The 26,475-nt window shown below is 58.6% G+C and carries 22 protein-coding genes; 17 read left to right on the plus strand and 5 right to left on the minus strand.

Going from position 1 to position 26,475, the window contains the following annotated elements:
* The first annotated feature begins 157 nt into the window (after positions 1-157).
* From HBN61_RS11700 to HBN61_RS11730, 7 genes are all read left to right on the plus strand, one after another.
* Positions 158-1,411, plus strand: coding sequence for a M16 family metallopeptidase (locus tag HBN61_RS11700; RefSeq protein ID WP_170046825.1), 1,254 nt, complete (start codon positions 158-160; stop codon positions 1,409-1,411).
* 101 nt (positions 1,412-1,512) lie between these two features.
* Positions 1,513-2,859 (plus strand): M16 family metallopeptidase, encoded by a 1,347-nt coding sequence (locus HBN61_RS11705; protein ID WP_094991664.1) that lies wholly within the window; start codon positions 1,513-1,515, stop codon positions 2,857-2,859.
* Entirely contained in the window at positions 2,852-4,285 is a 1,434-nt protein-coding gene (locus tag HBN61_RS11710) for a M16 family metallopeptidase (protein ID WP_170046826.1), read from the plus strand. The genes HBN61_RS11705 and HBN61_RS11710 overlap by 8 nt, the downstream gene beginning before the upstream one ends.
* A gap of 94 nt (positions 4,286-4,379) precedes the next feature.
* Positions 4,380-5,726: a M16 family metallopeptidase gene (locus HBN61_RS11715; RefSeq protein ID WP_170046827.1), complete on the plus strand. Its 1,347-nt coding sequence runs from the start codon at positions 4,380-4,382 to the stop codon at positions 5,724-5,726.
* On the plus strand, positions 5,719-7,263 hold the full coding sequence (locus tag HBN61_RS11720; RefSeq protein WP_170046828.1) for a M16 family metallopeptidase: 1,545 nt from the start codon (positions 5,719-5,721) through the stop codon (positions 7,261-7,263). Before HBN61_RS11715 ends, HBN61_RS11720 begins: the two co-directional genes overlap by 8 nt.
* 8 nt (positions 7,264-7,271) lie before the next feature.
* Complete coding sequence (locus HBN61_RS11725) at positions 7,272-8,303, plus strand: hydrolase (RefSeq protein WP_094991668.1); 1,032 nt, start codon at positions 7,272-7,274, stop codon at positions 8,301-8,303.
* On the plus strand, positions 8,303-9,130 hold the full coding sequence (locus tag HBN61_RS11730) for an AraC family transcriptional regulator (RefSeq protein ID WP_170046829.1): 828 nt from the start codon (positions 8,303-8,305) through the stop codon (positions 9,128-9,130). The genes HBN61_RS11725 and HBN61_RS11730 overlap by 1 nt, the downstream gene beginning before the upstream one ends.
* Before the next feature lie 48 nt (positions 9,131-9,178).
* Here HBN61_RS11730 and HBN61_RS11735 read toward each other — a convergent pair whose 3' ends face one another.
* Together HBN61_RS11735 and HBN61_RS11740 are read right to left on the minus strand one after the other, a co-directional pair.
* Entirely contained in the window at positions 9,179-10,033 is an 855-nt protein-coding gene (locus tag HBN61_RS11735; protein ID WP_094991670.1) for a sulfurtransferase, read from the minus strand.
* 29 nt (positions 10,034-10,062) lie between these two features.
* A complete protein-coding gene (locus tag HBN61_RS11740) occupies positions 10,063-10,731 on the minus strand; it encodes a TetR/AcrR family transcriptional regulator (RefSeq protein ID WP_094991671.1) in 669 nt (222 codons plus the stop codon).
* 162 nt (positions 10,732-10,893) lie between these two features.
* Here HBN61_RS11740 and HBN61_RS11745 point away from each other — a divergent pair, with 162 nt between their 5' ends.
* The 5 genes from HBN61_RS11745 (at position 10,894) to HBN61_RS11765 (ending at position 15,484) form a co-directional block, all read left to right on the plus strand.
* Positions 10,894-12,324, plus strand: a complete 1,431-nt coding sequence (locus tag HBN61_RS11745) for a coniferyl aldehyde dehydrogenase (protein WP_170046830.1) — start codon at positions 10,894-10,896, stop codon at positions 12,322-12,324.
* A 13-nt stretch (positions 12,325-12,337) separates the two neighbouring features.
* A complete protein-coding gene (locus HBN61_RS11750; protein WP_094991673.1) occupies positions 12,338-12,883 on the plus strand; it encodes a twin-arginine translocation pathway signal protein in 546 nt (181 codons plus the stop codon).
* 43 nt (positions 12,884-12,926) lie between these two features.
* Positions 12,927-14,525, plus strand: a complete 1,599-nt coding sequence (locus HBN61_RS11755) for a GMC family oxidoreductase (protein ID WP_170046831.1) — start codon at positions 12,927-12,929, stop codon at positions 14,523-14,525.
* A gap of 124 nt (positions 14,526-14,649) precedes the next feature.
* Positions 14,650-15,132 carry a pantetheine-phosphate adenylyltransferase gene (coaD, locus tag HBN61_RS11760; RefSeq protein ID WP_047278434.1) on the plus strand — a complete coding sequence of 161 codons (483 nt, stop codon included), beginning with the start codon at positions 14,650-14,652 and terminating at the stop codon, positions 15,130-15,132.
* A 100-nt stretch (positions 15,133-15,232) separates the two neighbouring features.
* The gene (locus tag HBN61_RS11765; protein ID WP_047278436.1) at positions 15,233-15,484 is read left to right on the plus strand and encodes a YfhL family 4Fe-4S dicluster ferredoxin; all 252 of its coding nucleotides are present in this window, start codon (positions 15,233-15,235) and stop codon (positions 15,482-15,484) included.
* A 33-nt stretch (positions 15,485-15,517) separates the two neighbouring features.
* Here HBN61_RS11765 and mutM read toward each other — a convergent pair whose 3' ends face one another.
* Both mutM and HBN61_RS11775 read right to left on the minus strand, forming a co-directional pair.
* Positions 15,518-16,330 (minus strand): bifunctional DNA-formamidopyrimidine glycosylase/DNA-(apurinic or apyrimidinic site) lyase, encoded by an 813-nt coding sequence (mutM, locus tag HBN61_RS11770; RefSeq protein WP_170046832.1) that lies wholly within the window; start codon positions 16,328-16,330, stop codon positions 15,518-15,520.
* A 23-nt stretch (positions 16,331-16,353) separates the two neighbouring features.
* Positions 16,354-17,166 (minus strand): HDOD domain-containing protein, encoded by an 813-nt coding sequence (locus HBN61_RS11775; RefSeq protein ID WP_169962549.1) that lies wholly within the window; start codon positions 17,164-17,166, stop codon positions 16,354-16,356.
* Between the two features lie 201 nt (positions 17,167-17,367).
* Between HBN61_RS11775 and HBN61_RS11780 the strand changes: the two genes are divergently transcribed.
* Positions 17,368-18,564, plus strand: coding sequence for a class I SAM-dependent rRNA methyltransferase (locus tag HBN61_RS11780; RefSeq protein ID WP_047278442.1), 1,197 nt, complete (start codon positions 17,368-17,370; stop codon positions 18,562-18,564).
* 51 nt (positions 18,565-18,615) lie between these two features.
* Here the strand turns inward: HBN61_RS11780 and HBN61_RS11785 are convergent, their stop codons facing one another.
* The gene (locus tag HBN61_RS11785) at positions 18,616-20,307 is read right to left on the minus strand and encodes a DUF4153 domain-containing protein (RefSeq protein ID WP_170046833.1); all 1,692 of its coding nucleotides are present in this window, start codon (positions 20,305-20,307) and stop codon (positions 18,616-18,618) included.
* 426 nt (positions 20,308-20,733) lie between these two features.
* On the opposite strand from HBN61_RS11785, the gene HBN61_RS11790 reads away from it, so the two are divergent.
* The 4 genes from HBN61_RS11790 to ilvD all read left to right on the plus strand — a co-directional run bounded on the left by HBN61_RS11790 (position 20,734) and on the right by ilvD (position 26,053).
* Complete coding sequence (locus tag HBN61_RS11790) at positions 20,734-21,819, plus strand: SagB/ThcOx family dehydrogenase (protein ID WP_094991679.1); 1,086 nt, start codon at positions 20,734-20,736, stop codon at positions 21,817-21,819.
* Positions 21,816-22,784, plus strand: a complete 969-nt coding sequence (locus HBN61_RS11795) for a diiron oxygenase (protein ID WP_346266457.1) — start codon at positions 21,816-21,818, stop codon at positions 22,782-22,784. The genes HBN61_RS11790 and HBN61_RS11795 overlap by 4 nt, the downstream gene beginning before the upstream one ends.
* Positions 22,777-23,970, plus strand: coding sequence for an MFS transporter (locus HBN61_RS11800; protein WP_170046834.1), 1,194 nt, complete (start codon positions 22,777-22,779; stop codon positions 23,968-23,970). Before HBN61_RS11795 ends, HBN61_RS11800 begins: the two co-directional genes overlap by 8 nt.
* Positions 23,971-24,205: 235 nt before the next feature.
* On the plus strand, positions 24,206-26,053 hold the full coding sequence (gene ilvD / locus HBN61_RS11805; protein ID WP_094991681.1) for a dihydroxy-acid dehydratase: 1,848 nt from the start codon (positions 24,206-24,208) through the stop codon (positions 26,051-26,053).
* Positions 26,054-26,475: the final 422 nt, after the last annotated feature.

The following is a 26,475-nucleotide window of genomic DNA, read 5'->3' on the forward strand; positions in this document are numbered from 1 at the left end:
CGGCAACGACTGCATGTCACCTTCGTGTTGCCACTGCCCCTATCTATATACCGCCCTGCCTTCCCGGCAACCTCGCATTCTGTTGGTTCTACCCGATCACTCTCTTTACGTGCGCATCTGCACCGATCGGCGTTATCCAAGCAACGGAATGTGAACCATGACCTCTACCCCTTCAAAACCGACTTACACCTACACCCTGGACAACGGTCTGCACGTCGTTGTGCGCCAGGATCAGCGCACCCCGTCGATCTGCGCTTCTCTGTTCCACAAGGTGGGTACCGACCATGAACGCCCGGACCAGCGCGGCCTGGCTTACCTGGCCGGTGGCGCAACCTTCAAGGACAAAGCGCTGGAGAAGCAGATCGGCGCCGTAGCCAACGGTTGGCTTGATTACCACCTCAGCACATACAGCCTTGAGGCTCCGCGGGCCGAACTGCAACCGGTTCTGGAATTACTGGCGGGCAGAATGTCGACGCCGGTACTGACCCAGGAGCGCCTCAACAAAGGCATTCTGCGCACTCGAGAACTGGAATTGAGTGAACCGTACTTCACTTCGGATCACTGGATCAGCCCGGAATTCGAACAGCTGATTTTTCCCTCGGCTGGCAAGGTCTACAAATTCGGAAACATCGATCACCTTGAGCGTATGACTGTCGCGGATGTACTGCGCTGGCATGAAGAGGGCTACGCGCCCAACAATTCGATTCTGGTCGTGGTTGGCGATATCACCCTTGAGGAAATTCAGCCTTTGGTCCAGCGCATGTTTGGCAGCGTTCCCCGCTTCAATGGCTTCACCCCGATAGAACAGCCTGCCAGCCAACCCCTTGGCGATGAACGCAGGCTCACTCAATACCTCGATACACCGAGGCCGCGCTTGCAACTGGCCTTCAATACCCCCGGCCTGGCCACCGTCGAAGACACGCGCGACATGCGCGCCTTGCAAGTGATCAGCGCATTGCTGACCAAGGGCCCTCAGGCCTGGCTCCCGAACAGGTTGTCCGGGGGCGCGGACACCCTGAGCAGCGTGATCAGCCGCTTTCCGGGCTATCGCTTGAACGATGATCTATTGCTGATCAGTGTCACCCTCGGCGAACACACGTCAGCCTCCATCGAACACGTTGAGCTGGAGGTGAAACAGCTGCTGGAAACACTCAAAAATCACGCCCAGGATACCGACATGCTGTGTTACGGCCGACATCAGGCCCTGACCTACCTTAACGATCTCGACACCCTGGAAATGCAGGCCTCCGTGATCGGCAACTTATTGGCCATCGGTCAACCCTGGACGCTGATCGATCATGAAGCCCAACAGATCCACAGCATCACGGCCGATGACATTCAGCGGGTGGCAAACGCGTACTTCACACCGCAACGCTTGAGCGTGGCGCACATCCTGCCGCGCACGTCCTGACCACCCTTGAGTAAGGCGCGCTACCTATATACCGCCTTGCCGCATTGGGGTTGATCCACCCTGTTCTGACCTACAGACAGAACACTCAAGGATCCTCCCGGATGAAACTTCCGCTCTTGGGTCGCTGGCTTATCGCCTTGTGGTTTCCAGCGACCGTTCATGCCCATTCACACCCTGTTACCCACGTTTTCACACTCGATAATGGCCTGAAGGTCGTCGTCCGCGAAGACCACCGCGCACCCGTGGTGGCATCCCAGCTTTGGTACAAAGTCGGCGCCAGCTATGAGCAGGAAGGGCAAACAGGTTTGTCCCACGCGCTGGAACATATGGTCTTCAAAGGCAGCAGCAAGTTACCTGAAGGCCAGGCCTTGAAGGTCTTTGATTCGCTGGGCGTCAGTCACCAGGCAACCACCCGTCCCGATGCCACGTTCTACACGCAGTTACAGGCGAAAAACCGGCTGGCGGTGTCGCTTGAAGTGCTTGCGGACCAGATGCGCAGCGCACGCTGGAGCGAACGCCAGTTACAGACCGAATTACAAGTCATCCAAAAGGAACGGCTGGCGACCGTCGACCACAACCTGTGGAATGTGATCAACGAACGGCTCAAAACCACGGCCCATGTAGCAAGCACGTATAAAAACCCGGTTCTGGGCTGGATGCATGACATCAAGCGTCTGCCCAACCCGGCACTCACCCAGTGGTATCAACAGTGGTACGCGCCCAACAATGCCGTTCTGGTCATCGTCGGCGATGTCACCTTGGCGCAGGTCAGGGAGGTGGTCACTGAACATTTCAGCGCGCTGGCCGCACGCACACTGCCCACGGCAAAGGCTCCCATCGAGCTGCAACGCCTTGGTCGACGCGGGCTTTACCTGGGCCTTCCCAGCCCTAATGGCAAACTGGCGATCGCGTTCAACGTGCCCAGTTTGAAAAGCGCGAAAGACCCTCAAACCGCCTTTGGCCTGCTCTTGCTCAACGAGCTACTGGCCAGCAGCAACAGCTCGCCCCTCAAAGTACGCCTGCTCCATCAACAAGGGCTGCTGGCAGGTGCTTACTCCCATTACGACTTGTTGAATCGCGGCGATGGCCTGCTCAGGATGTGGGCTGAAATCAGCCCGTCCGGCACGCACACACCCCACGACATCGAGCGCCTGATCTGGGCGCAGTTGGAGGCGCTCAAGACCACGCCGGTCAGCACTGACGTCCTGGAGCGCGCCAAACGAAGGATCGTCACCAAGCGCTTCTACGCCCACGATCAGATCGAAAAACAGGCCAGTGAAATGGGCGAGCTGGAAAGCATCGGTCTGCCGTGGTCCACCCTCGACGCGCAAGCCCGAAACCTGAACGCACTGACTGCGGCCGACATCCAGCGTCTGGCCCGAGCCTACCTCACTGAAAACAACTACAGCGCCGTTTACCTGCCAGGACCGGAGAAAAAAAATGACTGACCTGAGCCCGACGCCAACGCGTCCCTCTCGCCTGCGCACGGCACTGTCGGCGCTGATCGTGAGCCTCACACTAAACGCCGCTGCACAGGCGCTTGAGCCTGTGTCTTGGAGTTTGACGACCTTGCAACACCTTGATGACAGCCAAATCGCCAACCGCGCTCTGAAGATCCATGCCTGGACAACCCACGAAGGCACCGGGGTACTTTTTATCGAAACCCGGGAAGTTCCTGTCGTGGACATAAGCCTGCGCTTCTCTGCGGGCAGCAGCAGGGACGAGGACATGCCGGGGCGAGCCACCATGACCTTGAAACTGTTGCATCAAGGGATTGACGGTAAAGACGCCCAAACCCTTGCCGACACCTTCGATCAACTGGGCGCTCAACTGACGTCTTCTGTGGACAAGGACGAAGTGCGCGTGAACCTGCGCACCCTGAGCGACCCGCACACCCGCAGGGCTGCGGTTGAGCTGTTCACGCAACGGGTCAGTAAGCCGACGTTTGCCTCAGCGGCCACTGAGCGCATCAAGGCAACCGCACTCAACGAACTCAAGCTGGCCCGGCAAACTCCCGCGTCTGTGACCCAACAGGCCCTGCATGCACAGCTGTACGCCGGTCACCCTTACGCGAGTGCGCAGGCAGGCAACGAGCAGAGCATCGCGCAGATTGAGGTCGAACACCTGCGGGCCTTCCATCAAAAGGCCTATAGCGCCTCGAATGCCGTGCTGGTGATAGTGGGCGATATCTCGCTAGACGACGCCACAAACCTCAGCATCGCCGTGAGCCAGGCATTGCCCCAAGGGCCGAAACTGGCAGCAATCCCGCTGGCTACGGGTATTGCAACGCGACCTGCTCATGTGCACGTCGAAGCGCTTTCCGGCCAGACCCATATCATGCTGGCGCAGCCCGGCGTACCGGCCAACCACCCCGATTACGTTGCACTGCAAGTGGCCAGCCTGCTATTCGGTGGTTCCGGCAATAATCGCCTGATCAATGAGTTACGCCATAAACGCGGGTTGACCTACAGTGCAGCGTCAGCCATGCCGCTGTGGGAGGCGGGTGGCCCCTGGACCATCAGCTTGCAAACCGATCCCGCTCTGCAAGACGCCACGATCAAGCTTGTCAAAGAGGTCTTTGCCCAGTGGTTGCGCGAAGGTCCGACCGAACAAGAGCTGGCCGCCGTCAAGCGACGGCTGGCCGGCAACCTGCCGCTGACCAGCGCCAGCAACGCGCAAATGCTGGAACAGTTGCTGATCATCGGCGCACACGGGCTACCCCGGAACTTCGACGCGCTGGTCATGCAAGCGCAACAGCTGACGCCTCAGCGCATCAAAGCGGTCATAAATCGCTACTTAAAGGCCGATCAATGGGTGGTGACTAGCCTAGGCCCCACGACGGCCCAACGCCCTTTACCCGCCCTGGCGCCCTGACGTCTCGGCGCCGATCATTGCGTAGTTATGTAACGCACGGGCAGCAAGCGTTTGACTCAACCTGTCCTGACGAACAATCGTCAGGACACCCACCATGAGACCACTCCTCGCCGCACTGGTACTCGGCGTCATGTTGCAACCGCTGCTGGCATTCGCCAGCCGCCCTCCTTCGATCCATGAGTTCTTGCTCGACAACGGCCTGAAACTCATTGTTTACGAAGACCACCACGCCCCTCTGGTTCACTCCCACCTGTGGTATCGCATTGGCTCGAATCAGGAAGGTCCCGGCCAGACAGGCCTTTCACACGCTCTGGAACACATGCTGTTCAATGGCAGCAGCAAACTGTGTTCGGGCGAGTCCGCCCAGATTCTGCAAAACCTGGGCGGCAGTGAAAACGCCACGACCCTGAATGACGCGACCCTGTACTTTCATACCCTGCCGCCGTACGCGCTGGGGGTAAGTTTTGAAATATTTGCCGACCAAATGAGCACTGCGCACCTGTCAGCGGCCCAATGGAGCGGCGAGCGTGAAGTCATCAAAAACGAACGCAGCGAATCGTTTGAGAATCACCCTGTCAGACGCGCACTGGAAGTGCCACGGCGACTGGCGCTGCCTGCAAGCGCAGCGGGCAACCCGATAGTTGGATGGCGCCATGACCTGGATCGCCTGCACCCCCATGACCTTGAGCATTGGTATCGCAGCTGGTACGCCCCTAATAACGCCGTGCTCATTGTCTCGGGCGATGTGGACCCAAAGCAGGTCAAACAGCTGGCCGAGCGTTACTTCGGGAGCATTGCGCGACGGCCTTTGCCCTATCGGCCTGCCCCTATCGAGTTGTCTACACCGGGGGAACGCAGCATCACGCAATACCTGCCTCACCAACTGCCTGTGCTCTACATGGCTTTCAATGTTCCCGGTCTGAAGACTCAAGCCGACCCTAGGACCGCCCCGGCGCTGGAGTTGCTCAGCGAGTTGCTGGCAGGCGCAAACAGCGCACTGTTAAACGTTCGATTAGCGCGCAACGAAGGACTGGTGAGTGGCATTACCGTGCATTACAACGCAGTCAGCCCCGGCGATGAATTGTTCAGCATCAGGGCATTGCCTGACCTTGAGAACGCCACCTCCATTGAAGCGCTCAAAACCCGGATTATGGCCCTTCTCGACGAGTTGAAAACAACCCCGCCCAGTCAGCAAGACCTTGATCGCGCACGTATTCAGATTACGGCGCGACGGGTTTTCGATCAGGACGAGCTGCTCAATCGGGCGCTGCACCTGGGCGAACAGGAAATGGCCGACGTGCCCTGGCGCGCTGAACAGGCGAGGCTCGACACCCTGAAGTCCATAACGCCCCAAGACCTCCAGCGCGTGGTGCAACGCTTCCTCGTGACAGATCGATTAACCACCGGCTACGCGCTGCCAGAGGAGATGCCCCATGAATAATCCCAACGCCTTTACTCGTTGCGCACTGGCTTGCCTGATTACACTGCTGAGCATTGCCTTGTGTATTGGCAACTATCTGCAAGCTGCACAGAATCCTGCACCCTCGCTGCCTTTGCAATCGCTGCGCGAACTGTCAGAACCCGAAACCGCCCCCAACGCCCCGCTGATCCAGGCCTGGACACTCAGGCAAGGCACCCGCGTACTGTTTGTGGAAAATCACAACCTGCCGATGATCGACCTGAAACTTACCTTTGCCGCTGGCAGTTACCACGATGGCGATGCGCCGGGGCTGGCCGCCATGGCCCAAGCGCTTTTCGGAACGGACTCGGCCGTGAAACAAGCAACTGATATTGCCCGGGAATTCGACCGCTATGGGGTCAAAATCACCCGCGGTATCGACACTGAACACAGCTACTACACGCTCAGAAGCTTGAGCGAAGAAGCGATCTTTGCACCGGTGATGGCCCTGTTTACCGAGACCCTCTCACGCCCCAAATTCAGCCAGGAAAACCTGCACAGGATCAGGCATGCACTTGAAACAGACCTCAAGCTCCTGCAATCACTCCCTGAGTCGCGAGCGCTAACGCTACTCAAAGAAACGCTGTACGTCGATCACCCGCTGGCGCGCCCGGTGAATGGCACCCGCGAGAGCCTGCAACGCATTACGGCCAGACAGCTGCGCGACTTCTATCGTCGTGCCTATACCGCAGCGAATGCGCAATTGGTGATAGTGGGCGACCTCACGCCCGAGCAGGCGAAATTGCTCAGCCAACAGTTGGCAGACACGCTGCCCCAAGGCCCGGCACTGTCAGTCCCGCCGGGGTTTACGGCGCCGGCCCACCACGGCAAACAGCTGCACATTGAGGAGGATGCAAGTCAGACAATGCTGATGATGATGCAAAACGCCCTGCCCAATCAGCACCCCGACGCCATCGCCATGCGTATCGCCAACGTGGTGTTCAACCACGTGCTCAATGCTCAGTTGCGCGAGAAATACAGCCTTACCTATGGCGTGCTTTCCGATATCGAGCATGCGCGGGGCGCGACTGGCTGGCTGATCCAGTTCAGCGTTGCGCCTCAATACAGCCGCGAGGCCATGGCCCTGACCAAAACGCTGTTTGCGCAATTTCTCAAGGAAGGCCCCAGTGAAGAACAACTGAACACCCTTAAAAAATACCTGCGCCGTGCGTTGCCCCAATTGATGGCCACCAACAAAAATTTGCTGAACGAACTCGGGGTGATCAACCGTTTCGATCAACCGTTGGACTTCACTTACAAAACCGCTGAAATTCAAAACATGACCACTGAACAGATCAAGGCGGCCATCAATCGACACCTCGATGCTGACAGCTGGGTGAGCCTGACGCTCGGCCCCAGTGCTGAACAACAGCCCTTGCCCGATACCAGCAGCCACGCGGCCAACGCTTCTATGACCTGCAATTCGACCAATTGGGCAAGCGCGGGTCAGCACACACTGCTTGGGCACCGGTCCATGTTGTGGCAACTTAAGCACACCCCCACCCCTGTCACCGATTGAGAACTTAAGTGCGCCCCCCAGTTTCCCCTGCGTCAGCTGTTGAATCGTTTAACCCAGCTTCAGGCCTCGGCAATCCTCACCTGCAAACCTTGTGGGGGCCGTTATGGCGCACCAAACCTGTCGTTGAACACCAGCGGGAGCGACTGTGGCTCGACGATGGTGACTTTCTGGACCTGGACTGGCATGGCGCGCCATCGGCCTATCAACCGTTGGTGCTGGTACTGCATGGTCTGACCGGTTCTTCGGGGTCGCACTACATCGTGGGCCAACAATGCGCGCTGGCGGCTCAAGGCTGGGCCAGTGTGGCGTTGAACTGGCGCGGGTGTTCCGGGGAGCCCAACCTGCTGGCGCGCAGCTACCATTCCGGGGCCAGTGAAGACCTGGCCGCGGCCGTCGCGCACTTGCGGGCCCGCTTTCCACTGGCCCCGCTGTATGCCGTTGGCTACTCGCTGGGCGGCAACGTCTTGCTCAAGTATTTGGGCGAATCGGGCAACGCCAGCGGCCTGCAAGGTGCCGTCGCGGTGTCGGTACCCTTTCGCCTGGACCAGTGCGCAGACCGTATCGGGTTGGGGTTCTCGAAGGTGTATCAGGCGCACTTCATGCGCGAGATGGTGGCGTACGTCAAAAACAAGCAGCGTCGGTTTCAACACGATGCCCGGCAAGAGGGGCTGGCCACGCTTGAGAAACTGGGCCCGCTTAAGGCACTGAGCAAAATGCGTACGTTTTGGGAGTTTGATGACCGGGTCACAGCCCCGCTCAATGGCTACCTGAATGTGGACGATTATTACCGCCGCGCGTCGAGCCGTTACTTCCTCGGTGCCATTGAGACACCCACACTGATTATCCAGTCCGAAGATGACCCGTTCGTGTTCAAGCACAGCATTCCCGACGCCAGTGAGTTGTCGCCCTGCACTGAACTGGAGCTGCATACCCGAGGCGGCCATGTCGGGTTCGTGGAAGGCTCGCTCAGAACCCCGCGGTATTACCTTGAGCGCCGCATTCCCCAGTGGCTGGCCAGCCTGAAACCCGGGTCGGCGTGATGAACGCCGAGCAAGGTGAGTCAATCCGTTTCTGGCAAACAGCCCCGCTGACGGGGGTCGAATTACTCACTGCGCGCTACATCGAACACCGTTTCGTGCCCCATGTGCATGATGGCTTTGTGATTGGCATGATCATGGCCGGTGCCCAGCGTTATCGGTATCGCGGTGCTGAACACTTGGCGCCCACCGGTACGCTGGTGTTGATCAACCCCGACGAAGTGCATAACGGGCACAAAGGCCACGACGCAGGGTGGCGCTACCGCGCCTTCTACCCTGACAACGCGCAAATGCACAGCCTGTTGGATGAATTGAACCTGCCGGGCACGCACTTGCCCACGTTCAACGACACACTGCTGCAAGACCCCGAACTGTTCAGCGGGCTGTGCCATTTGCACCAATTGCTCGAAGGCCCGGAATCAGCGCTTCAACAACAAACCGTATGGCGGCATATGATGCTTGCGCTGCTCAGCCGCCATGCCCGCTTGCCGCAACCTGCGAAACCCGGGATAGAGCACCGGGCCGTCAGACAGGCCAAAGAGCTGTTGCAGGCCCGGCTGGCACACCCGCCGTCGCTGGAGGAGCTGGCTGGAGCCGTCAACCTGTCACCCTTTCACTTTGCGCGGGTCTTTCAGCGTGCCACAGGGATGCCGCCGCACGCCTGGTTGCTGCAGCAACGCGTCGCCCACGCCCGGGCTTTATTGCAACAAGGCTGCATGCCGGTACAGGTTGCGAGCCAATTGGGTTTCGCGGACCAAAGCCACCTCAGCCGGCAATTCAAAAAGGTTTATGGGGTCGGGCCTGCTGCCTACCGGGCGGCGTGTACCTGACACCGCTCTCTGCGCAGTTGCCCACTCACCCGGCGACTACGGCGTGTGCTACTCGCCCGTCGCGACGCCTCGCTGCGGATCATTGATCCATTCGCTCCACGACCCGGCGTACAGTTTGCCCAGCGGATAACCAGCCAAGGCCAGCGCAAACAAGTTGTGACACGCCGTCACACCAGACCCGCAGTACGCCACCAACTCATCCGGCGAGCGATCACCCAGTTTTTCGGCGAAACGCCGCTTGAGTTGCTCAGCCGTGAGAAAACGTCCGGTGCTGTCGAGGTTTTCGTTAAAGGCCGCACACTGCGCCCCCGGAATATGCCCGGCCACCGGATCTATCGGCTCAGACTCGCCACGAAAACGCGGCAAAGCACGCGCATCAATCAAGGTCAGGGCCGGGTCGTCCTGCCGCCTCTGAAGCGCATCGGCAGTGATCAGTAACCGGTTGTCCGCAACACCATCAAAATGCCCGCGGGGCAGCTTGACCGAATCAAGGTTCAACGGAAATCCCGCGCCGTGCCAGGCTTTAAGACCGCCATCGAGCAGCAATACCCCGTCCCGCTTGCCCAACCACGCCAACAACCACCACGCCCTTGCGGCAAATGCCCCCGGACCGTCGTCATACAGCACCACATCGCTGTCGTTGTTGATGCCCCACCCGCGCAAACGCTCAATCAGATCATCGGGGTCAGGCAAGGGATGGCGTCCTGTGACACCTTTAATCACCGGGCCACTCAAATCACGCTCCAGGTCCGCGAACTGCGCCCCCTCGATATGACCTTGAGCATAACTGCGCAGCCCATAGTCCGGGTCTTCAAGCGCAAAGCGGCAATCCAGAATGACCAGACCGGGTTGCGTTTGACGTTCGTTCAGGGCGTGCGGGCTAATCAATTGCGCAACGGGCATTGTGAACTCCTGTGACGGGTGAAAAGCAGTTAGTGAGCATCCAGCGCGGTTTCCAGCGCAACGTAATATTCCCTGATGACTTCATCCACGGCCTCTCGGGCCTGATCGGTGACGAACCCGGCTTCCAGCATCAGCAGTTGATAAACACCGCGTTTGATCGCCTGCTCGCTGAGCTGGTCGCTGTTCTCACGCGTGGTACACAGGAATCCGACCCATGAGGTGAGGATGATCCACGCATTGAGCGTTAACGACTCGATTTGCAGCGGGGTCATTTTGAGGATGCCGGCCTCGACGAAGCTCGCATAAATCAACTGGGCCTGCTTCAGGCAGTTTTGCGAAAAAAGCCGGTAACGCGCGGCCAGCTCATTGTCGCTGCGCAACAAGTGCTCAATGTCGCGGTACAAGAATCGATAGCGCCACATGGCATCGAGCAATTGCTGCAAATAAAAATGCTTATCCGCAACAGTCGCTAGCCGCCCCTCAGGCGCACGCAAAAAGCTCAGGACAAGCGTTTCATATTCGCCGAACAATACAGCGATGATCGCCTGCTTATTGGGGAAGTGGTAATACAGATTGCCCGGAGAAATCTCCATGTGAGCAGCAATGTGGTTGGTGCTCACACTGCGCTCGCCCAGCTGGTTAAACAGCGCCAAGCTGGTGTTGATAATGCGCTGGCTGGTTTTTATTCGCGTGGCCATGGGCTTGAGCTTTACTTGAAAACGAATGGCATCTTACGGCCTAACCCCGAATCGACAAACAACGCGACAGGCAGGCCCCTTGATTGACAATTTAGAGCATACGCTCTAGAAACGATCTGGCTCTTGTAAATATTACTTATAAAAATCTACCCGGAGCGGATCATGTCTGTCGACAGTGCCTACCATCAAGACACAACAGTCCTAGCAGGTGATCTCCTCTCTCTGCTCGAAAAACAGCGTCAGGCCTACGCTGCGCATCCTTATCCGCCGCTTGCACAACGCCAGCAGTGGCTTAAAAGTTTAAGGCGGTTGCTCTGTGATGAGCGCGATGTGTTAATCGACGCCATCAGCCAGGATTTTAGCCACCGTAGCCCTGACGAAACCCTGTTTGCCGAGCTGATGCCCAGCCTGCATAACATCGATTACACCCTTAAACACCTTAGACGCTGGCTCAAGCCCTCTTCGCGCAGCGTAGGCGTAATGTTCCAGCCCGCCAGCGCCCGCGTGCTGTATCAGCCTTTGGGTGTAGTCGGGATTATTGTTCCGTGGAATTACCCGCTGTATCTGGCCATGGGCCCCTTGATCGGTGCGTTGGCGGCGGGCAACAGGGTAATGCTCAAACTCAGTGAGTTCACCCCGGCCACCGGGCGTTTGCTCAAGGACTTGCTGGGGCGCATTTTCCCCGACGACATGGTCACCGTGGTGCTGGGCGATGCCGAGGTGGCGGTGGCCTTTTCTTCTCTGCCATTCGACCATGTGCTGTTCACCGGCTCCACCCATGTTGGCAAGTCAGTGATGCGCGCGGCGGCGGAACATCTCACGCCAGTCACACTGGAGCTGGGCGGCAAATCCCCTGCCATTGTCTCGGCCGACGTATCGCTCAAGGACGCCGCCCAGCGCATCGCCTGGGGCAAAAGCCTGAATGCGGGACAAACCTGTATCGCCCCTGATTACGTGTTAGTGCCTGAAGACCGGGTAGGCGCTTTTATTGATGCGTATCGTCAAGTGATGCACAGCTTCTATCCCACTTTGAGCGATAACCCGGACTACACAGCCATCATCAACGAGCGACAACTGGCGCGTCTTGAGCATTTGAAAGCAGATGCCTGCGCCAAAGGTGCACGCCTGATTCAGCTGTACGAGCAGGGACAGGGCCGACGCATGCCCCATTGCCTGCTGCTGGAGGTCAACGACGACATGCAGGTGATGCAGGACGAAATCTTCGGCCCGCTCCTGCCGATCGTGCCGTATCGAACCCTGGAACAGGCATTGGCCTACGTCAACGACAGACCCCGCCCGCTCGCGCTCTACTATTTCGGTTACAACAAGGCCGAACAGCAGCAGGTGCTTGAAAACACCCACTCAGGCGGCGTGTGTGTGAATGAAACCTTGCTGCACGTGGCCATCGATGACCTGCCGTTTGGCGGCGTCGGACCTTCTGGGATGGGCCGTTATCACGGCCACGAAGGTTTTTTGACCTTCAGCCATGCCAAAGCCGTGCTGACCAAGCAACGGGTTAACAGCTCGTCGGCCATCTACCCGCCCTACGGACGCACACTTGGGCGCTGGGTGCAGAAACTCTTTATTCGCTGATCGAGGAGTGGGCATGCCTGACGCCCGTATTGAACACGCGCTGTTGTCACGCCGGGGCGTAATGAAGGTCGGCCTGCTGGCCAGTACCTTATTGGCCACCGCAGGGCTAACTGCCAGCCTGAGTGGTTGCTCGTCCAGCGACCGAGCCTGCGGCTTTGCTGTCCTGCGCAACAGTGACCTGCCCTTTTTGCAGGCAGTGATCCCCGTCATGCTGGCTGGCAGCGTAAGGCCATCACTGATGCCCGGTGCGAACGATGCCACGCTGCATAAGCTGGACAACAACCTCGATCGCCTGTCCCCTGCGTTGTTAACGCTCACTCAGCAACTGTTTGATGTGCTGGCCATGCCCGTGACACGCGGCCCGCTCACAGGCGTCTGGAGCGGTTGGGAAAACGCCACGCCGGAGCGTATCCGGGATTTTCTCGAACGCTGGCAGAACAGCAGCCTGAGCCTGCTGCGCATGGGGCACGCTTCATTGCTGCAACTGGTGATGATGAGCTGGTATGAACGACCGGAATCGTGGGCACATTGCGGATACCCCGGTCCGCCGACCGTCTGACACGCGCCATCCAAAACAATAAAAACTCAATGGATACCTCTTTATGCCTGTCCCTGACCTTTTTCGCGAAGGCATGGCCCGTGGCTGGAAAACCCTCAACGGTTCTCAGCTCGAACATGACCTGATACTGGACGCCGACGTTGCCATCGTCGGCAGCGGCGCAGGGGGCGGCACCACGGCCGAGATCCTCAGTGCGGCAGGCTTTAAGGTGCTGCTGATCGAAGAAGGCCCACTCAAAACCAGCAGCGACTTCAAGATGCTTGAAGACGAGGCATACGCCAGCCTGTATCAGGAAGGTATCGGCCGCATGAGCAAGGACGGCGCCGTCAGCATTCTGCAAGGCCGGGCCGTCGGCGGGACCACGCTGGTGAATTGGACGTCGAGTTTTCGCACACCCCCGGCCACCCTCGAGCACTGGGCCCGTGAGCATGCGGTGGTAGGTCATGACAGCGAGCAGATGGCGCCCTGGTTTGAGCGCATGGAACAGCGCTTAGGCGTGGCGCCCTGGTTGATTCCACCCAATGCCAATAATCAGGTGCTGCAAACCGGTTGCGAGCAGTTGGGCTATAGCTGGCACGTGATCCCGCGCAACGTACGCGGGTGCTGGAACCTCGGTTATTGCGGCATGGGCTGCCCGACCAACGCCAAGCAGTCGATGCTGGTGACCACCATCCCTGCCACCCTCGAAAAGGGTGGTCAATTGCTGTATTTGGCCCGCGCCCACCGCCTGCTGATCACCGGCGATCAGGTCACAGGTTTGCAATGCCAAGGCATGGACGCGCGCTGCGTTGCCCCCACTGGCCGACTTATCACCGTCAGGGCACGGCATTACGTGCTGTCGGGCGGCGGCATCAATACGCCAGGTCTGTTACTGAGATCTGACGCACCCGACCCACACAAAACACTGGGTAAGCGGACCTTTCTACACGTGGTCAATTTCTCGGCAGCGCAGTTTCCTACCGCCATTAACGGGTTTTACGGTGCCCCGCAGTCGATTTATTCCGACCATTTTCAGTGGAAAGACGGTGTGACCGGGCCAATGGGTTACAAACTCGAAGTACCGCCCTTGCACCCGGCGCTGGCCGCCACCTTGTTTGCCCGCTATGGCGAAACCGGCGCGCACCCCATGGCGCAGCTGCCCAACACCCAAATGATGCTGGCCCTGATGCGCGATGGTTTTCATCCCGACAGTCCTGGTGGCAGCGTTGAATTACGCAGCGATGGCTCGCCGGTGCTGGATTACCGCCTCACGGCGTACGGCTGGGAGGGATTGAGGCGCGCCTTTCACAGCATGGCCGACATTCAATTCGCAGCAGGCGCCAGCGCTGTCATGCCACTGCACAGCGATGCACGGATGTGCACCAACCTGCGAGAAACCCGTGAACTGATCGACAGTTTGAGCCTTGAGTTGTATCGGACACGTCTGGCCAGCGCCCACGTGATGGGCGGTTGCGCGATGGGAGAAAATCCGCACCTGGCCGTAACCGATAACCTTGGGCGCCATCATCAACTGAGCAATGTGTCGGTACATGACGGCTCATTATTCCCCACCAGCATTGGCGCCAACCCCCAACTGTCGGTGTATGGGCTCACGGCAAAACTGGCGACGCAGTTGGCTGAGCGTCTCGCAAACACACGATGAAAACAGTAAAAAAGCAGCAAATCAGCGGCGTCTATAGTGCTTTCTACTGCGAATGGCGACTTGGCCGACCGGGATTGCTGCGATACCATCCGACTCCCCAACGGATTCCCGCCAGGACGACGCGATGAACCGAGTGTTGTACCCAGGTACATTCGACCCTATTACCAAGGGCCATGGCGACCTGGTTGAACGCGCTTCGCGCCTGTTCGACCACGTCATCATTGCTGTCGCTGCCAGCCCCAAGAAAAACCCGCTGTTCCCTCTGGAACAACGCGTTGAGCTGGCGCGCGAAGTCACCAAACACCTGCCCAATGTCGAAGTGGTCGGTTTCTCGACCCTGCTTGCGCATTTCGCCAAAGAGCAGAACGCCAATGTATTTTTGCGCGGCCTGCGAGCGGTGTCGGACTTCGAATATGAGTTTCAGCTGGCGAACATGAATCGCCAACTGGCACCGGACGTTGAGAGTCTGTTCCTCACACCGTCGGAGCGTTATTCGTTCATATCGTCGACGTTAGTGCGAGAAATTGCAGCGTTGGGCGGTGATATCAGCAAGTTCGTGCATCCGGCCGTTGCCGATGCCCTGACTGAGCGCTTTCGCAAGAAGTGACCGCTGAAGCGGCGCCCGCGTGCACTGCGGGCGCCAATGCGGCACAATTGCCCGCATTCGATTTCAGTTGCCCGGGCCGACCGCCCCGGCAGGAGTACCCATGTCCCTGATCATCACCGACGATTGCATCAATTGCGACGTCTGCGAACCCGAGTGTCCGAACGCCGCGATCTCCCAAGGCGAAGAGATCTACGTCATCGACCCGAACCTCTGCACGCAGTGCGTCGGTCATTATGACGAGCCGCAGTGCCAGCAGGTCTGCCCGGTCGACTGCATCCCCCTGGATGAAGCCCACCCGGAAACCGAAGAACAGCTGATGGAAAAATACCGTCAGATCACCGGCAAGGCGTAAAGCAACGCTGTGCAGTCAGTTGCGCGACCCGATTTATTTCTGGCAGCGCGGGCAAAACACGCTTGAGCGCTGGCCCAGCTTGACCTCGCGCAATTCACTGCCGCACACCTTGCACTGCTCGTACGCGCGCCCGTAGACAAACAGTTCTTGCTGGAAGTAGCCGGGCTGGCCATCGCCGCCGATGAAGTCACGCAGGGTGGTGCCGCCGCGCTCAATCGCTGCCGCCAATATGCGTTTGATCTCAACCGCCAGCTTCAGGTAGCGCACCCGCGAGATGCTTTTGGCTTCGCGGCGCGGATCAATGCCAGCCGCGAACAGCGCTTCGGTCGCATAGATATTGCCCACCCCCACCACGACCGCGTTGTCCATGATGAACGGCTTGACCGCCATGGCGCGTTTGCGCGACAGCTGGAACAGGCGTTCACCGTCAAACAGGTCGGTCAGCGGCTCAGGGCCCAAGCGCAATAACAGTTCGTGGTTGAGCGGGTCGTGGGTCCAGAGCATCGCGCCAAAACGCCGCGGGTCGGTGTAGCGCAAGGCAAGCCCGGACTCCAGCTCGATGTCCACGTGCTCATGCTTGGCCGCTAACGAACCCGCTTCAACCAGACGCAAGTTGCCGGACATGCCCAAATGACTGATGAGCGTCCCAACTTCAGCGTTAATCAGCAGGTATTTGGCACGGCGCTCCACCCCGATGATTTTCTGCCCGGACAAACGCACATCCAGGTCTTCCGGGATCGGCCAACGCAAGCGCCGCTCGCGCACGATCACCCGGCTGACCCGCTGCCCTTCAAGGTGCGGGGCAATGCCGCGGCGAGTGGTTTCGACTTCAGGTAATTCAGGCATTCGACGCTCCGGCGGGGGACAACCTAGTGGGCACCCAACTCGCGGATGCTCTCTTTGAGGTTCTCAAAGTCGTACTCGGACAGACCGATGTAATCCAGCACCAGATGGCTGATGCTGCTCCATTCGTGGTCCTCACGCTGATTGCCCAGAACTTTGTGCGAGGCACAAATATGCTCGGCCATCTTGAGGATCGCCAACAGGTTTTTCAGTTGGCTGTGGCGCGACGAGTCGTCGCTAAAGATCGCCAGCGCGTTGTGGTGATTGGCAATGGCGTGGGTCAGGTGTTCCGGCAAGCGCCAGGACTTGGCTGTGTAGTAGCCGACCACGGCATGGTTGGTGTTGAAATGCGTATTTTCGGTGTCGACCACGCGACTGTTCGCACCGGCATGGGCGTAAGCCTGTTCGAGCACTCCCATGTAATTGGGAAAGCGTTTGAGCATCAACGGAATGCCGCAGTCGTGGAACAGCCCCAACGCGTAAGCCTCATCGACCGCCTGCGAACCGGTGCGCTTGGCCAGCGTCATGCTGGTCATGGCCACATCTTGCGCGGTGTCCCAGAAGCGGTTGAGGGTCACGATGGTTTCGTCACACATCTCGCCCTTGATCGACTGCGCGTTGATCAAGTTGATCACGGTCCGGCTGCCCAGCAACGTCACGGCGCGCTGTATGGACGCAATCTTGTTGGTCAGGCCGTAATGCGGGGAGTTGACGATTTTCAGCAATGCACCCGACAAACCGGGGTCTTGGGCAATCAGCCGGGAGATCGCTTCCAGATCCGGATCGGGCATGTACTGCTCCATCTGCAAATCCACCATGATTTGCGGTTGAGGCGGCACGCTAATGCCTTGCAGCGCTTGGCTGATCTGTTCGGATGAAAGCTCTGGGGGCATGACGACACACTCTGGAATAGCACGCGATTCTAACGGAATTCCTCGCAGCTTTGCGCAGGCAATCCGACGCAATGCGGTGAATCAACCAAGCCCCACGTACGCGTCTAGGGCTATAATCGCGCCCTTTTCAATACCCGGAGCGACGTCATGTCCCTGCCAAGCCTGCGCCTTAAAGCCAACGCCGATCGACGCCTGCGCGCCGGCCACTTGTGGGTCTACAGCAACGAAATCGATGTAGCCACAACGCCGTTGCACGGTTTCAAGGCTGGCGACCAAGCGGTGCTGGAGACTGCTGGCGGCAAACCGCTGGGCATCGTTGCCATGAGCCCGAACAACCTGATCTGCGCGCGCTTGCTGTCGCGCGACGTCAAAGTGCCACTGGACAAGTCGTTCCTGGTTCACCGCCTGAACGTGGCCCTCTCGCTGCGTGATCGCCTGTTCGACAAACCGTTTTACCGCCTGGTGTACGGCGATTCCGATTTGCTGCCGGGTCTGGTGGTGGATCGTTTCGGCGACATTCTGGTGGTGCAACTGGCTTCCGCGACCATGGAACAGCACAAGGCTGACGTCATCGCCGCGCTGGTTCAAGTCGTCAAGCCGAGCGGCATCCTGTTCAAGAACGACTCGGCCGCCCGTGATGCCGAAGGCCTTGAACGTTACGTCGAAACCGTGTTTGGCCTAGTGCCAGAGTGGGTTGCGCTGGAAGAAAACGGCGTGAAGTTTGAAGCCCCGGTGATCGCCGGACAAAAAACCGGCTGGTTCTACGACCACCGCATGAACCGTGCGCGTCTGGCGCCGTATGCCAAGGGCAAGCGCGTTCTGGACCTGTACAGCTACATCGGCGGCTGGGGCATTCAGGCCGCCGCTTTCGGCGCCAGCGAAGTCATGTGCGTGGATGCGTCTTCGTTCGCACTGGACGGCGTAGAGCGCAACGCGGCACTCAACGGTTTCGCTGACCGCGTGACCTGCCTGGAAGGCGACGTGTTTGAAGCGCTCAAAGAGCTGAAAGCCAACGAAGAGCGTTTCGACGTGATCGTGGCCGACCCGCCAGCGTTCATCAAACGTAAAAAAGACCTGAAAAACGGCGAAGGCGCCTACCGTCGCCTGAACGAGCAAGCCATGCGCCTGCTCACCAAAGACGGCATTCTGGTCAGCGCATCGTGCTCGATGCACTTGCCGGAGGACGACCTGCAAAACATCCTGCTGACCAGCGCCCGTCACCTTGACCGCAATATCCAGTTGCTGGAACGCGGCAGCCAGGGCCCGGATCACCCGGTACACCCGGCGATCCAGGAAACCCGCTACATCAAGAGCATCACCTGCCGTTTGCTGCCAAACAGCTAAGTAACGACGCTTCCCTGACCGCTGCCAACGGTGGCGGTCAGGGGCTCATTTTTACGGCTGCGGTTCGCGATCCAGCTTCGGATTCAGCTCGGTTGAGCCGATCTGCAACGCTTGATAGCGGGGTTTCACCACCTTCACCTGCCCCTCGCGAATCTGCTCGATCATCTCCAGAGGGCTGTCGCCACCTTCATAGGTGCCTGCCCGTTTCCATCGCCCTTGGGCGTCACGCGTGAAGAAATACAACGGATCAGACCACTTCTGTTTCGGCAGTTGCAGCACCTCCATCTGACCGTCCTGATTCAGGTCTACCGCCCACAACACGCACCCCGGCGCCCAGCAGGGCTGTCCGCCAATGCCCGGCTCGCCAAATTGCTCCCTGCCTTCGACTTCAGGGCCGATCCATTCCAGCACCCGGTCATTCGGCGCGCGCACACCGTTGCCCATGTCCGCATCCTTGAGACGCTTCAACAGCACATCACGTGCTGACGCAGACAGCACCTGACCTTGCTCCACCTGCGCCCGCAGTGCCTCAAAAGCCTGTTTGCCGGGAGGCCCCAGTCGATAACGCAAGGTGTCTGCATCAAAGGTTTCGACGGACGACTTACCGCTCAATACTCGGTTCACCTGATTCTGCGCACTGAACTGCAACGGGCTGAACCACGGCGTATGAATCGCCAGTAACAGCAGCACGCTCAAGAGTGCAATCACTGGGTTGCTAACACGTAAACGCCACAACCACTGACGCTGCGGCAGCACCACTGCCCAAGCCGCTGCAAGGCTGTGCACCAGCATCACGGCCACCAGCAGCATCGCCAACAGGCGGCTCGGCGTCAGGCCATATTGTTCAATTCTTAACCAGGTCGAATACCCGGCCAGCACCACCAGAACCGGCAAACACAACAGGCACAGGTCGATCATGCGCAACAGCCACGTCGGGTAGCCGATCTCGTGTTCGCCGTCCTGTACCACGCCGTTGAGCAAGAACAGATTAACGGCCACCAGGCACACCATGATCGGCGTTGAATACCCTGTGTCCCAGATCGGCTCCAGCCCGGTGAAGGGCAATGCGAACGTGAACACCAGGGCAATCAAAGCGCCGAGTGGCAGCAAGAAGCGGCACAACGTGAGCAGAATGCCGCGCAGCAAGCCGATCACCCGATCATTGTCGCGGCCCATCTTCAAGCCCAGGGCAAACACCATGGCCGTGCTGATGTAGATAAAACCGTCGGTGGAGAACACTTTGTTCAATGCCACAATGCCGAGCATTTTGAACAGGCTGCCCCACAGCAGAATCAAGGCCCAGAACACCCCGTTAAACAGCAACCCCAGCAACACAATGAAGACGGTGTCCCACGCGTGGCGGAATAAATCTTCGTAGCGCGGGTAACGTCCTTCGCGGGTTGGCCAACTGAGGATGAAGGCCGTGCAGATGTAGGTGATCACGACGGCGAAACAGGTCCAGCTACCCGTCAGCCAACTGCTGGAACGCCACTGCTCCCCACCCTCCCAGAACACCCAGGCACTGATGGCGCTCATCACGGCGGTCAATCCGAGTACAAGCCAGCCGGTGCCGCGCTGACGCACGTTATCGCCCAGTAGCAGCAGGTTGATCCCGCCCACCAGCACCGCGGTCACGAGTGCGAACTTGATGCCGTTTTCGGTGATGGAGCGAGCGAGCCAGAGCAACACTCCCTGCACCAGACCAATGGCCAGGCAGGCCTTGATGGAGCGCGTAATGACCATCTTTCAAAATCCCTGTAAGGAAAGCACCCCGCCACTTTAAGGCGTAACCCACCAATCGCCTACACAAGCTGCGTTTATTAAAACGCCCCGGATATAAACAGCGGTTTAACCCTTACATAAGATGAAACTTACGCAAAAGCGGGCAATGCCCCACTTTATATAACATTGTTGTTTTTCATTAAGCAGCTAGTTTTAACCAAGTCACTGAGCGAACACCGCAGTACTCAGCGACTGCACTTACGCACTGAAGTCACCCACTTTTAAGTAAGGAGCAATACGATGAAAGCCATTACGCTGGAAGCCAACAAAATCGCCAACCTCGCTTGTTTGGCGGTTACTCAGCGCTAACGCAACGTCGCTGACTATGAAGCCGGGGGCATCCGACACCCCGGTTTCATTACCTTCTCAATTCAGAGCTGTTGATCCATGCATATAAATCCTTATTTATTTATATTGGCCCGATCACCGCACCATATTGTCTGGAATTATGCCAATCACACCCAATTTGAACTCGACTTCCATTACAGCAAACGATTAACCCAACTGATTACTTGCCCGGAACTGTTCGACCCTGACAATCGGATTGATCAAGACTTTTTAGCCGCGTCCATTATCACGCCGGATGAAATGCCGGTGCCTGAATGGGGCTGGGACGAACTGTCCATGATCTTTCATATCGGCACTAAAAACCTGCCGCAGGAACACATCCCTCAAGATGTCCACGAATGGGCCTCGCAGTACCTGGCACATTGCAATGAGGTCCTGAATAGCCCGGCCCCTGCGCCCAACCGGGTCGACCCACATAACGCGCCCCTGATTGCGTTACCCGTATGCAGGCCTGCCGACACGTTGAAAGGCACATTGTCGGCGGCGCTGCTCAACCGCAAAACCTCACGCGCCTTCACTGAGCAAAGCCTCACGCTTACCCAACTCAGCTCGCTGCTTTATCTGTCGCTGGGGTATCTCAACGAGCGCCGGGGCGAGGTCAACCCCACGCTCCCCTTGGGCATGGAGTCGCGCCGCAGCAGCCCTTCAGGTGGTGGGCTGAATGCGTGCGAAGGTTACGTCTATGTCCGGCATGTGAACGGCCTGAAACCCGGCATTTATGCCTATTCAAGCGATCTGCATGCTTTGAGCCTGATCAACCCGCTGCCGGAAGAACCGCTGGGGCAACTGCTGTGCGGCCAACACTTCATCAACTCGCTGCCCGTGGGGTTGTTCATTACTGCGCGCTTCGACAAGTTGTGGTGGAAGTACGAGCATTCTCGCGCTTATCGAATGGCCTACGTCGAAGCCGGGCATATCTCTCAGACATTTCAGCTCGTCGCCACACAACTTGGGCTCAATACCTGGCTAACCGGCGCCCTGACCGATGACCGGGTTGAAGCACTGCTGGATATGGACAACAGTCCCGAACAGCCGCTGTTCTTTGTGGGTTGCGGCAAAGGTGACGGCCAAGTGCAGTGCCCGGAACTGGTCGCATTAATCAAGCAGGAGGAATCGACGTTGTGAGCGAATCCACGTCCCCGAAAAGGCTTGCCGCGAGCCCCCCATACACCTTGCCTGACTGGGACAACAAGGCCAGCGTGCGCCTGGATCGAACACCTTACTCGCTGCCTGCCGACCTGGAATGTCAGCTGGGCGAGCGTCATTGGTTTGTACCCGCGTTCATGCCTTACCTCGACCACCCGGACATCGTGCAGGCAGGCCAGTCAGTTGCGCGGCGCCTTGAAGCCAATCAACTGGTGTATTTCCTCGACCACACCACGGTGCTGGAACACAAACTGGTGAACCGGGCGGTCGAAACCCTGATTCATAACGAACTTGGCGTTCACGTGCCCGCGGCGATGAAGAACGCGGCCTTGCAGCTTTATATCGACGAGGGCTATCACGCGCTGTTTTCCTGCCAGATCGCAGAGCAGGTAGCCGACCTGTACGGGATAAACAACCGCTCGCGCCCCGCTCATCGTATCCAGCGCCTGCTGCATCAAATAGAGGTATGCCGCCCGGCTGACAGGCCGTTGAACTGGTTTTTGATCGGCTTTGTGTCCGAGACGATTATTGCCAAAGAGCTGTTGGGCGCCATCCATGTACCGCTGGTTACCACTGTTTTGGACATGTTCAAAAGCCACCTGGGGGACGAAGCACGGCACAGTCGTTACTTTAGTGAAGTGTTCGCCCATGTGTGGTCACGGCTGGATGACGCTCAACGCGCCCAAGCCTCGACACAATTACTGACCCTGCTTGGCATCTTTTTCGAGAGCGACACCCGCTGGCTCAAAGAAAGCCTCAGCAGTGTCGACCTCAACCCTGCCACCATCGAGCAGATCACCACCCACTTGCAGCAACCCGCCGTTCATCAGCAGCGCGTGCGTGCGGGGTCCAAAGCCACAGTGCTGGCGTTGGCCAATGCCGGTTTTTTTAACTGTGATCACAATCGACGCCTGTTTATGAGTGCAGGGTTTATGGATGCCTGAAACCCCCGCAACCCGACCGGGACTGGCGATTGTGCTGTTGCTGAGCATGGTGGTGCTCGGGGTGTTCCCGCTGGATGTGGTGTTGCCCTCATTTCCCGCCCTGGCTGACTTCTTTGAACGAACACCGGGCGATATCGCACTGTCCATCAGTCTGTTCGCTATCGGTATTTCACTTTCACAACTGCTCATAGGCCCGCTTTCAGACCGCATCGGGCGCAAATCCTTGTTGCTTGCCGGGATGGCCTTGTCGATTCTGGGCGCGGCGGGTTGCGTACTGTCCACCCATTACACGGGATTCCTGTTTTTTCGGTGCATGCAGGCCGTCGGGTGCGGGTGCTTTGTGTTGTCTCAAGCCTTGATTCAGGACCTGTTCATAGGCAAGCAACGTGACCAGTTGCGCATCCTGATGGTCACCGCCAGCGGGCTGGCGATTTCGCTTTCGCCCCTGGCTGGCACCGTGCTGCAAGAGGCATTCGACTGGCCCGGGAGCTTCGGGGTGTTCATTGCGCTGGGTTCAATCGTATGGGCCATGGCGTGGAAGCACTTAAGAGAAAACCCTGCTCGCAAGCCTTCGACCCTCGGCCTGCTGAAGGCGTACGCCATGGTGTGCCGCAATCCCACGTTCATCAGCTACTGGTTGATAGCGGCCATCGCGTTCGCCTGCCACTTTTCATTCATCGTCATTTCACCCTTGTTGTTTCTGGAACAACTGCACCTGTCCAGCTACACCTACTCACTGATTTTGCTGGTGTATGGCGCGGCCTATGTCGGCGGCGGTGTGTTGGCTCATGTCCTCGGGAAACGCATCAGGGCGAACTGGCAGATCATTACCGGGCTGTTGTTGATCGTCCTGGCAGGGGGGTTGATGTGGCTGCTGCACCGCCATACGGGCTTGACGGTTTTTAACGTGTTGCTGCCCATGATTGTCTGCACCACGGGCATCACCCTCGCCCGGCCAATTGCCACCTCGCGGGCCATGGACGTTTTTCCTGATCTGGCAGGCACTGCGTCGTCAGCCGGCAGCGCGCTGATCTTCATCTGCGGCGGGGTTGTCAGTGCCTGGGTCAACCTCAGCCCGGCCAGCCTGCAAGTGACACTGGCGATCACCTTTATGGCGCTGGGCCTGATTGCGTTGGGCCTGATCTTCTCCACTCGCCGACGCCAGCGCGCACAACACCCTGCATAGCCCCCTCCTCTGTGGCCCGTGTGTCTGGCCCATTCCCTCCGCACGCCAGCCGTGTAGAATCGACGCATTCATCGCCAATCATCCCCGGCGGGTTTATGAGCTCAGGCCCAGACGCGCGGCGATCCCGCAGCGTTAACGGCAGCTTGCTGACACGTAGTCATTTTCTGTGTTGTCAGTCAGCAATTAGAAGCTCACTTCCCTGTTTGTTACCTGATTAGCCGCCCGGAGTTGCTCCATGCCTGACTATCGTTCGAAAACCTCCACCCATGGCCGTAACATGGCCGGTGCCCGCGCTTTGTGGCGCGCCACGGGGATGAAAGATGCCGACTTCAAGAAGCCGATCATCGCCATTGCCAACTCCTTTACCCAATTCGTGCCGGGCCATGTGCACCTCAAAGACATGGGCCAACTGGTCGCCCGCGAGATCGAGCGTGCAGGCGGCGTCGCCAAAGAATTCAATACCATCGCGGTGGACGACGGCATCGCCATGGGCCATGACGGCATGCTCTATTCGCTGCCGAGCCGCGAGATCATTGCCGACTCCGTGGAATACATGGTCAACGCCCACTGCGCCGACGCCATCGTGTGCATTTCCAACTGCGACAAAATCACTCCCGGCATGCTGATGGCCTCGTTGCGCCTCAACATCCCGGTGATTTTCGTCTCCGGCGGGCCAATGGAAGCGGGCAAAACCAAGCTCGCCAGCCATGGTCTCGACCTGGTTGATGCCATGGTGATAGCAGCCGACTCCAGCGCTTCTGACGAGAAGGTTGCCGAGTACGAGCGCAGCGCTTGCCCGACGTGCGGTTCATGCTCCGGCATGTTCACCGCCAACTCGATGAACTGCCTGACTGAAGCCCTCGGTTTGGCACTGCCGGGTAACGGCTCGACACTGGCCACCCACAGCGACCGCGAACAACTGTTCCTGCAAGCGGGCCGTACCATCGTCGACCTGTGCCGCCAGTACTACGTCGAGAACGACGAATCCGTACTGCCGCGCAACATCGCCAACTTCAAGGCCTTCGAAAACGCCATGACGCTGGACATTGCCATGGGCGGCTCGACCAACACCATCCTGCATTTGCTGGCCGCTGCCCAGGAGGCCGAGATTGATTTCGACCTCAAAGACATCGACCGCCTGTCACGCCACGTGCCGCAGCTGTGCAAAGTGGCGCCGAACATCCAGAAGTACCACATGGAGGACGTACACCGCGCTGGCGGGATTTTCTCCATCCTCGGCTCGCTGGCCCGTGGCGGTTTGCTGCACACCGACTTGCCGACTGTGCACAGCAAGACCATGGCCGACGCCATCGCCAAGTGGGACATCACCCAGACTGACGATGAAGCCGTGCACACGTTCTTCCGCGCAGGCCCGGCCGGCATCCCGACGCAAACCGCGTTTAGCCAGTCAACCCGCTGGGACACGCTGGACGACGACCGCGAAAACGGCTGCATACGTAGCGTCGAACACGCTTACTCCCAAGAAGGCGGGCTGGCCGTGCTGTACGGCAACATCGCGCTGGATGGTTGTGTAGTGAAAACCGCCGGGGTCGATGAGTCGATTCACGTGTTCGAAGGCAACGCCAAAATTTTCGAAAGCCAGGACAGCGCCGTGCGCGGCATCCTCGCGGACGAAGTGCAGGCGGGCGACATCGTGATCATTCGCTACGAAGGCCCGAAGGGCGGGCCGGGCATGCAAGAGATGCTCTACCCCACCTCGTACCTCAAATCCAAGGGGCTGGGCAAAGCCTGCGCCTTGCTGACGGACGGCCGCTTCTCGGGGGGTACGTCGGGCCTTTCAATCGGCCACGCCTCACCGGAAGCCGCTGCCGGTGGCGCAATTGGCCTGGTACAGGACGGCGACAAAGTCCTGATCGACATCCCGAACCGCTCGATCAATTTGTTGGTCAGCGACGAAGAGCTGGCGGCGCGCCGCGTCGAGCAGGACAAAAAAGGCTGGAAACCGGTCGAAGTGCGTCCACGCAAAGTCACCACGGCATTGAAGGCATACGCCTTGCTCGCCACCAGCGCCGACAAGGGCGCGGTACGTGACAAAGCCTTGCTGGACAAACTGGTGCCGTAACTCGCCTCGCTCTACCCAACAATCCCGGCCATGTGCCGGGATTTTTAATGAGCGGCCAAAAGATGTTCACCCTTGCAACGAAGAGCATCCGGAAAAGATGTGCCCTGCCTGGCATGCTCTGGACTGAAAGCTCATCGTCAGTTCTTTGTTTGAATTTCAGGAATCCCTCGACCGTGCGCTTACGTTCCCTCTGACGACACGTCAACGCAGCGCCGATTTCTGAGTCGTCTGACGCATAGCCGCTATGCTTCTCTATAAGCGACACGAGAGGCACAAACAACCTTCGCACTGTCGACAGTCTTATGCCTAAATCAAAGGTAGTCATTCCAGAACGGTATATTTCTAGCTATATCAACCTGTTAGCATTTCCGGTTCGAAATTGTTACATCCCAAGACTGGTACAAGTCGCCCCTCGGAGCTTT

This window comes from Pseudomonas sp. WS 5071, from assembly GCF_012985765.1.
Classification (GTDB): Bacteria; Pseudomonadota; Gammaproteobacteria; order Pseudomonadales; family Pseudomonadaceae; genus Aquipseudomonas; species Aquipseudomonas lundensis_A.